At 65.8% G+C, this 7520-nt stretch carries 8 protein-coding genes and 1 pseudogene; 4 read left to right on the top strand and 5 right to left on the bottom strand.

Annotated features, from left to right (window positions below; genetic code table 11):
* Nucleotides 1-50 precede the first annotated feature (50 nt).
* Together HUU95_RS14465 and HUU95_RS04115 are read left to right on the top strand one after the other, a co-directional pair.
* Nucleotides 51-200 (top strand): annotated as a pseudogene (locus HUU95_RS14465) (helix-turn-helix transcriptional regulator); the annotation flags it as partial.
* A gap of 161 nt (nt 201-361) precedes the next feature.
* Entirely contained in the window at nt 362-928 is a 567-nt protein-coding gene (locus HUU95_RS04115) for an ATP-binding protein (RefSeq protein WP_174278944.1), read from the top strand.
* Nucleotides 929-1273: 345 nt separating this feature from the next.
* Here HUU95_RS04115 and HUU95_RS04110 read toward each other — a convergent pair whose 3' ends face one another.
* Both HUU95_RS04110 and HUU95_RS04105 read right to left on the bottom strand, forming a co-directional pair.
* Nucleotides 1274-1606, bottom strand: a complete 333-nt coding sequence (locus HUU95_RS04110; protein ID WP_174278943.1) for a 4a-hydroxytetrahydrobiopterin dehydratase — start codon at nt 1604-1606, stop codon at nt 1274-1276.
* Between the two features lie 7 nt (nt 1607-1613).
* The gene (locus tag HUU95_RS04105; RefSeq protein ID WP_254602610.1) at nt 1614-2273 is read right to left on the bottom strand and encodes an SDR family oxidoreductase; all 660 of its coding nucleotides are present in this window, start codon (nt 2271-2273) and stop codon (nt 1614-1616) included.
* Nucleotides 2274-2436: 163 nt separating this feature from the next.
* Here HUU95_RS04105 and HUU95_RS04100 point away from each other — a divergent pair, with 163 nt between their 5' ends.
* The gene (locus tag HUU95_RS04100) at nt 2437-3714 is read left to right on the top strand and encodes a hypothetical protein (protein WP_174278941.1); all 1278 of its coding nucleotides are present in this window, start codon (nt 2437-2439) and stop codon (nt 3712-3714) included.
* Nucleotides 3715-3966: 252 nt separating this feature from the next.
* On the opposite strand, the gene HUU95_RS04095 is transcribed toward HUU95_RS04100, so the two are convergent.
* Genes HUU95_RS04095 through HUU95_RS04085 form a run of 3 tightly spaced genes read right to left on the bottom strand, consistent with a single transcriptional unit; the run spans nt 3967 to nt 6237 of the window.
* Complete coding sequence (locus HUU95_RS04095; RefSeq protein ID WP_174278940.1) at nt 3967-4125, bottom strand: hypothetical protein; 159 nt, start codon at nt 4123-4125, stop codon at nt 3967-3969.
* 6 nt (nt 4126-4131) lie between these two features.
* Nucleotides 4132-5325 (bottom strand): IS91 family transposase, encoded by a 1194-nt coding sequence (locus HUU95_RS04090; RefSeq protein WP_174278939.1) that lies wholly within the window; start codon nt 5323-5325, stop codon nt 4132-4134.
* A gap of 6 nt (nt 5326-5331) precedes the next feature.
* The gene (locus HUU95_RS04085) at nt 5332-6237 is read right to left on the bottom strand and encodes a tyrosine-type recombinase/integrase (RefSeq protein ID WP_174278938.1); all 906 of its coding nucleotides are present in this window, start codon (nt 6235-6237) and stop codon (nt 5332-5334) included.
* 195 nt (nt 6238-6432) lie between these two features.
* Here HUU95_RS04085 and HUU95_RS04080 point away from each other — a divergent pair, with 195 nt between their 5' ends.
* On the top strand, nt 6433-7467 hold the full coding sequence (locus HUU95_RS04080; RefSeq protein ID WP_174278937.1) for an IS110 family transposase: 1035 nt from the start codon (nt 6433-6435) through the stop codon (nt 7465-7467).
* Nucleotides 7468-7520 lie beyond the last annotated feature (53 nt).

Here is a 7520-nt window from a genome sequence, read left to right as displayed (position 1 = left end):
CCTGGTCTTCCTCACGTCCGTCTCCTCACGAAGGCCGACTCTAGCTCAGACTGGCGGAGTTTCAGGGGAGCACGTCAGACCGCACGGGTCTGTCACGTACCACTCTTTATCGTAAGATCGGCGAAGGCACGTTCCCTAGCCAGGTGCCGATCAGTACAAATGGCGCCGGCTGGTATGAGTCCGCCGTCAATCGCTGGATAACGGTCATCGACTTCCTGCATGTGCAGCACCTGCAGCCCGCCGTCGGATTGCCGCGCCTCCTCGAGGCGGGGGTGTTGCGGGGCGCCCCGCAGTCGGTCACCAGCATTCCGAGGACGGGGCTTGCCGCGCTCTTCCCGTCTATGAACTTCGGCTTCGCACTATGACCGTGGCGCCCACGACCGCACTGCTTGGCGTCTCGGGAGCCGGCAAGAGCTGGCTGGCCGCACGGATCGTGGCCCGGCGCCCCGAGTTCGTGAGACTGAGCGCGGGCAGACTTCTTCGAGAGGCTCTTCATACCACCGGCAAGGCATTGCGGACTGCGCCGAGCAACGACGTGCTCCAAAACCAGAACAGGTTGGTCGAGGTTTTTCGGAAGGCGCGTGAGGGGCAGCTGGACAGGCCTATCCTATTGGAGGCGCACGCCTTCATTGATAACGACCGGGAGCTGGTGGACGTGCCTGTCGAAGTTATGAGGGCGTTGGGCGTGGACGGACTTCTGGTCCTGGTCACGTCGCCTGAGCTGATCCAGGCTCGACGCGCCGAAGATCCCGACCGGCGCAGGCCAGAACGCACCTTTGAAGATCTTGCGCACCAACAGAAATACATGCTCGCGATTGCGCGGAACTACGCCCGCCAGCTGCCTGCGCGCATGGCCGTCATACAGAGCGGCGACGTCGATGGTGCATGCCGCTTCCTCGATCAGGTACGCGGTTCCTTGCCTGGCTGAACGCTCTGCAGCGCCCGCGGCCAAAGGCGTCGAACCCACGGGCGCAGAGGGAGCAGGCGTCGTTTTTCCCTTCCAAGAACGGTAGTTGGGACTACGATCCTGGTACACAAAGCTGTTCCACATGCTGGTACACAAATTTCTTGGAGCACAACAATTTCAATAACTTACGGACGAATAAAGTGATCCACATCCTCTCCCACCCTCTCCGCCATTTCCCTTTGTTTTCATGAGATATTTTTGCGCTTCAACCTTCACAACCCGGTTTCCAACCCGGTTCTACGAGCGGAACTCTGCGGTCAGCTGGGCTCGATGCGGACGAACCGAGCCCTTGCTACGCTACTTATTCTACGACCGACGCGACGCAGCCGCGTCATTGGAAGAACCCTTGTGGGGAAACATGCCATCGATCTGTCTCGCGAGCGCTAGATCGCGCTCGGACACGCCGCCGACATCATGGGTGGTAAGCCAGATGTCGATGGTGCCGAAGACGTTTGCCCATTCCGGATGGTGATCGGCCTTGTCGGCTTCTACGCCGATGCGAACCATTGCCGCGAGGGCCTCACCGAAGTTGTCGAATACCAAACGCCGGTGCAATGCGTTCCGCGGGCCGTCGACGTTCCACGCCGGTAGGCGGGAGGGAACGTCGGCCAAGTCGTGTTCTGAAAGCGCAAATGTCATGTCACTCCTATCGGGCTGCATTCGTCACCGGCACCAGCGCGCCGTTGATCGCGCGGGAATGGTCTGACACGAGGAAGGCGATCACGTCCGCGATCGCGTCTAGCCCTGTCCAGGTTTCAGGATTCGCATCCGGCATGTCCGAGCGGTTCTTCGGCGTGTCGATGATGGCCGGCAGCACCGCATTCACGCGAATGCGCCTGGGCCTCAGCTCGATCGAGAGAGCTTCAACCAGCCGAGCCACACCGGACTTCGCCGCGCCGTAAGGACCGAAGCCGGCACCGGCAGGCTGTGCCGAGTTGGCTCCGACGAGAACGATCGATCCGCCGTCACGCATCGTCGGTAGCGCAGCGCCGATCGTCGCCACCGCGGTTGCGATATTCGCGTCGAACATCGCTCGCCAATCGGCCAGCTTCGACGAACCGACCTCGATCCAACTGAACCCACCGGCAAGATGGATAAGCGAGTCGATGGCGCCGAGCCACTCGCTTGCTCGCCCGATTACCTCGCGAGCCTCCGCTTCGTCTGCCAGATTGTCGGTTCTGAACGTGCCGGCTGCCGGATCGTCGTTGCCCGAAGCACCATGCACGGATGCCACCCGAGCACCGGCGTTCTGCTGACGGCGCAAGACCGCATGTCCCAGGGTGCCGTTCGCGCCGGTAATGATCACGTGCAAGATGCTAGCTTCCCTTCTCGTGTGACGATCTCGTCGCCAGCGACCTCGACAGCCCATTGCCGGCCGCCAACGTCTCGAACAGCATCGGCTCCTCCGTCCGGCCACTATGGGCCGAAATCGCGCGCGATCAACGCCGCGGCCGACTTGAAGGTGTAAGATGCTGCCCCGGCGGCAGAGCTTGCCGTTTTGGAGGGTTGCCCGTAACTCTCAAGGGGAGCGGCGCAGCGTTGCTAGCCGGGGGAGCGGACGCATGGATTTCGGTGTCATGGCGCTTGGCGCATTGGCGGCGCTTGGCGCCGCGGCCGCGCCGGCTGGTGACGGGGGTGACCTCAACCTCGGGCGGATGACGCGCGGTTACACATATTACAATTGGCCCGATGCGGACGGGGCTAAGCACGATGCCGACGTAAAGGCCTGTCTGCTCGCCATTTCGGACATGCGCTCGGCACAAGAGGGTTTTGGCGGGGTGGGAGTTCTCGACGCCCTGATCGCGGGCGCCCGGGCGGATTCGGCGTCGCGCGGGGTAATGTCCGCGGGGATCGAGAACTGCATGGTCGTGCGGGGGTGGCGGGTGGTGCAGCTCGACGACACCGAGGGCGCGGGGTTGGCGGCGCTGCCGTCCGCGGAACTGGCAGCTAAGCTCGCGCCCTGGATCGGAGCGGAGACGCCGCACGGCCAGGTCGTCCGGGTGTGGCACAACGACGCGGCGCTCGCCTCGGTGAACCATTTCTCGCTTCACGCTCAGCACACCCGGAACGGCCAGCTGAGCGTGCTCGCGGTCGGCTCCACCGTCTCCGCAACACTCAAGGCCGACAAGGCGGCCGATCGGGCCGCGCCCAAGCCCGAACGTGTCAAGCTCGACCCGAAGTGGCCCAAGAAGGCGCTCAAGCCCGAGCTGCTCGATAGCGCGCCTCCGGGATCGGCGCTGATTGTCGTCAACATCAAGGGCATGAGTCTGCGCCAAGGGAACGGCTTTTCGTTCAACCGCGTGGGGGCGGACGCAAACGTTATGCCTTCGACGCTCGACCATGCGCCGGACGTGCTTACCGCGTTCGTCGGCACGCTGGGCACGTCGTCCGGCGGCAACTTCCTGGCATTCGCGGTGCCCCCGGGGCGGTGGCGGATCAACTCGATGGTGGACGGGATCATGGCGCTGAACTTCTGTCTAGGGTCGCCCGCGTTCGACGTCGGCGCGGGGGAGGTCGTCTATGTTGGGCAGCTCGATTTGAAGCAGGAGCGGCTGCTACCTGGACAGGAGCTCGCCCCCGTCAGAGCATGGATGGGTCCGGCCAAGGCGGTGGAGCGTCTTCGGCCAGCCACCTTTACCAACGGCTCGCAAAGCCATTGCGCGTCGACCAGCATCTACGCGCTGGAGTTCGAGGGTGCGCCGTTCGAGCCGGGCTACGCGCTGGGAAGCAAGGCTCGGGCGCAGTAAGTCGCCATATCCCTAAAGGCGGTTGGTCGATGGCGACGTTAGCGTTGGCGCAGCGGGCGGATGAATGAACGAACGGCTAGTTTCCGGAAGCGTCCGAGGCGCGCTGGACGTCCGGGCTTGTGAAGGATATCGGGCATCGACAGATGTACGATATCCTCCAAGGCAGGAAGCCGCGGGCCACGGGCGGTGACCTATGGGTTTTTCGGGTTTGGCCCTGTTGTGAGATGCGCGGGACGGCTGTCGGCGTAGGCGTCAGCGGTCGGCAACATGGCTGTCAGGGACGGTGTTCGGCATCGACGTTGCTCTGAACAGGGGCTTGAGATGGGTGCCAACGCGGTCGATGGTGTCGTCCGCGCGAGCGGCATCATCGCCGGAGCGCAGGAACTGCGCGGCATGATGAAGCTGGGCCATGCGGGGTCATGGCATCGTGGTCCCGGTTGAAGCGGTGGCGTGCGGCGGGGCCCGTGGTCGGCACGAGCGCTCGAAGGTCTCGATGACGACCATGTGCCCGCCGCAGCATGGGCACGGCGGTCGGACATCCGGCGGGTCGGCCGGCGCATCGGTGGTGGCGGGCGGCACCACGCCAAGCAGCTGGCGGACGTGGTCGAGACGGGCCTTGCGGGTGGCACCCGCGAGCAGACCGTAGTGACGGATGCGGTGGAAGCCCTTCGGCAGGACGTGGAGCAGGAAGCGGCGGATGAACTCGTCGGTGGCGAGGGTCATGACCTGCTGCCGGTCGGCGCCGGCGCGACGATAATCCTTGTAGCGGAACGTCACGCCGCTCTCGTCGAAGCGCAGGAGGCGGCTGTTCGAGATCGCGACCCGGTGGGTGTAACGCGACAGATAGGCGAGCACGGTCTCGGGCCCGGCGAACGGTCGCTTGGCATAGACGACCCAGTTCTTCTTCCGGACCGGCGACAGGTGACGCAGGAAGGCGCGGCGGTCGGCGAGGTGCACCATGCCGCCGTAGAAGGCGAGCCGCCCGGCATCGTGCAGCGCCATCAACCGGGTCAGGAACAGGCGTCGGAACAGCTTGCCGAGTACACGCACCGGCAGCAGGAACGCCGGGCGCGACGATATCCAGCGCGAGCCGTCACGCGCGATGCCGCCACCCGGCACGATCATGTGGATGTGCGGATGGTGGGTCATCGCCGACCCCCATGTGTGAAGGACCGCGGTGATGCCGATGCGGGCACCGAGATGCTTCGGGTCGGCCGCGATCGTCGTCATCGTCTCGGACGCCGCCTGGAACAGCAGGCCGTAGACCGCCGCCTTGTTCTGGAACGCGATGTCGGCGACCTCGGCGGGGAGCGTGAAGACGACGTGGAAGTATCCGACCGGGAGGAGGTCGGCCTCGCGCTCGGCAAGCCAGGTGCGCGCAGCCGCACCCTGGCACCGCGGGCAGTGACGGTTGCGGCAGCTGTTGTAGGCGACCCGCCAATGCCCGCAGTCGGTGCAGGCCTCGACGTGGCCACCCATGACGGCGGTGCGGCAGGTCTCGATAGCCGACATCACCTTGAGCTGGTCCAGGCTCAGGTGTCCGGCATGCGCCGCTCGGTACGCACGGCCTGCGGCGCGGAAGATGTCGGCGACCTCGATGGAGGTGCGCACGCGGCGTCAACCGGCGGGAGGCTTCCCCTCCATCAGCGCCATCAACCGGTCGAGCGGGCCGGTCACGGCGCGGATCGTGCGGGTGGCGACCTTGGTGTAAAGCGCGGTGGTCTCCAGCTTGCTGTGCCCGAGCAGCACCTGGATCACGCGGATGTCGACGTCCTGCTCGAGCAGGTGGGTGGCGAAGCTGTGGCGCAGCGTGTGCGGGCTGACGCGCTTGCGGATGCCGGCAGCGTCGGCCGCCTCGCACACGGCGCGGTGCAGCTGCCGGGTCGAGACCGGGTCGGTGTAGCTGCGCCCTGGGAACAGCCAGCCATGCGGCAACAGGACGCTGCGCCGCTTGCCCTCACGCCACCACAGCCGCAGCAGCTCGAGCAGCTGCGGCGACAGCATCGCGTTGCGGTCCTTGCGCCCTTTGCCCTCCTCGATGCGGATCAGCATGCGCTTGCTGTCGATGTCGTCGGCCTTGAGGTGCGCGACCTCCGACACGCGCAGGCCAGCGCCGTACGCCACCCCCAGCGCCGCCCGGTACTTGATGCCCGGCGCTGCTTCCAGGAGCCGCGCCACCTCGTCGACGCTCAGCACGTCGGGCAGCTTCCTGGGACGAGGTGCCAGCACGAGACGATGCGACAGGTCTGGTCGCTCGAGCGTCACCGTGAACAGGAAGCGCAGCGCCGACACCGTGGCGCCGATGACGGACTCGCCGGCACCGTGATCGCGCTGGTGAAGCTGGAAACGCCGTACGTCCTCGGCGGTCGCAGTGTCGGGCGAGCGTCCAAGGAACGCCGCGAAGGCGCGAACATGACGGACATAGTCATGCTGGGTCCGCGACCGCATCGAGCGCATCGCCATGTCGTCGAGCATGCGCTGACGCAGCGGGGTGACGGGCCGTTCGGTTGGTAGAGTTGCCATCGGGAGTTCCTCTTGTTGAAGGAACTCCATCGTCTGCCGCCGCCCCAGCCGCGCCAAACCTCAGCGCGGGCGCGCTACCTCACCACCAGCACCACTGCCGCGCAGCGGCTTCGTGCTGTGGTGATGGGGTGGACGCCCCCCGACGGCATCGATGTGCCAGAGTGGAGGTGTTGAACACCACTGAGGGAGGCGTCCATGGCAGAGGTTACCACGATCGGTCTCGATATCGCCAAGCATGTTTTTCACGCACACGGAGCGGATGCGACCGGGCGAGCGGTGTTCAGCAAGCGGATCACGCGCGGCAAGCTGCTCGACTTCTTTGCGGCTCACCCGCGCTGCCTGGTAGCGCTTGAAGCCTGCGGCGGCGCGCATCACTGGGGACGGGAGCTGCGGGCGATGGGTCACGAGGTTCGGCTGATCCCGCCAGCGTACGTGAAGCCGTTCGTGAAGCGGCACAAGAACGATGCGGTGGATGCCGAAGCGATTTGCGAGGCGGCACAGCGCCCGAGCATGCGCTTCGTGGCGGTGAAGAGCGAGGAGCAGCAGGCGGCGGCGCTGGTGTTCCGCACGCGCGACCTGGCGGTGAAGCAGCGCACCCAGCTTGCCAATGCGATCCGCGGTCACCTGAGCGAGTATGGCTGGGTCGCGCCCAAGGGCGCCGCTCACCTCGCGATGCTGGCGGATTTGCTCGAAGATGGTGAGATCGGGGAAACGCTGCCCGAGGCGGCGCGGCCGATGTTCGCGATGATGGTCGACATGCTGGCCGATCTCGACAAGCGAATAGCGGCGCTGGACAAGGAGATCACCCGGCGTGCTCGCGAGGACGAGGTAGCGCGGCGGCTGATGACCATCCCCGGCATCGGTCCGATCACGGCCACTGCAATCGCGGCGATAGTGCCCCCGGCCGAGACGTTCGCCAAGGGGCGCGACTTTGCCGCCTGGCTGGGGTTGGTGCCGAAACAGGCGTCCACCGGCGGCAAGCAGAAGCTCGGTGCGATCTCGCGAATGGGAGAGCGAACGCTGAGGCGCCTGCTCATCATCGGCGCCAGCGCGGTCGTGCTCCAGGTGAGCAAGCGCGGGGCGCCAGCGGGTTCATGGCTCGAGGGCATGCTGGCCCGCAAGCCACGCATGCTGGTGACCGTAGCGCTCGCCAACAAGATGGCGCGCACCGTCTGGGCGTTGCTGGTGAAGCAGGAGGATTACAGAGCTCCGGTCGCAGCCGCGGCGTAAGCCGAGGCGGGCCAGAGGCGTCGGAGGGCGCAGTCGGTCGAAGGAGGGTATGG

It is taken from the genome of Sphingomonas bacterium, from assembly GCF_903643065.1.
In the GTDB taxonomy this organism is placed as follows: Bacteria; Pseudomonadota; Alphaproteobacteria; order Sphingomonadales; family Sphingomonadaceae; genus Sphingomonas.
This window is presented reverse-complemented; position numbering and strand designations above follow the sequence as displayed.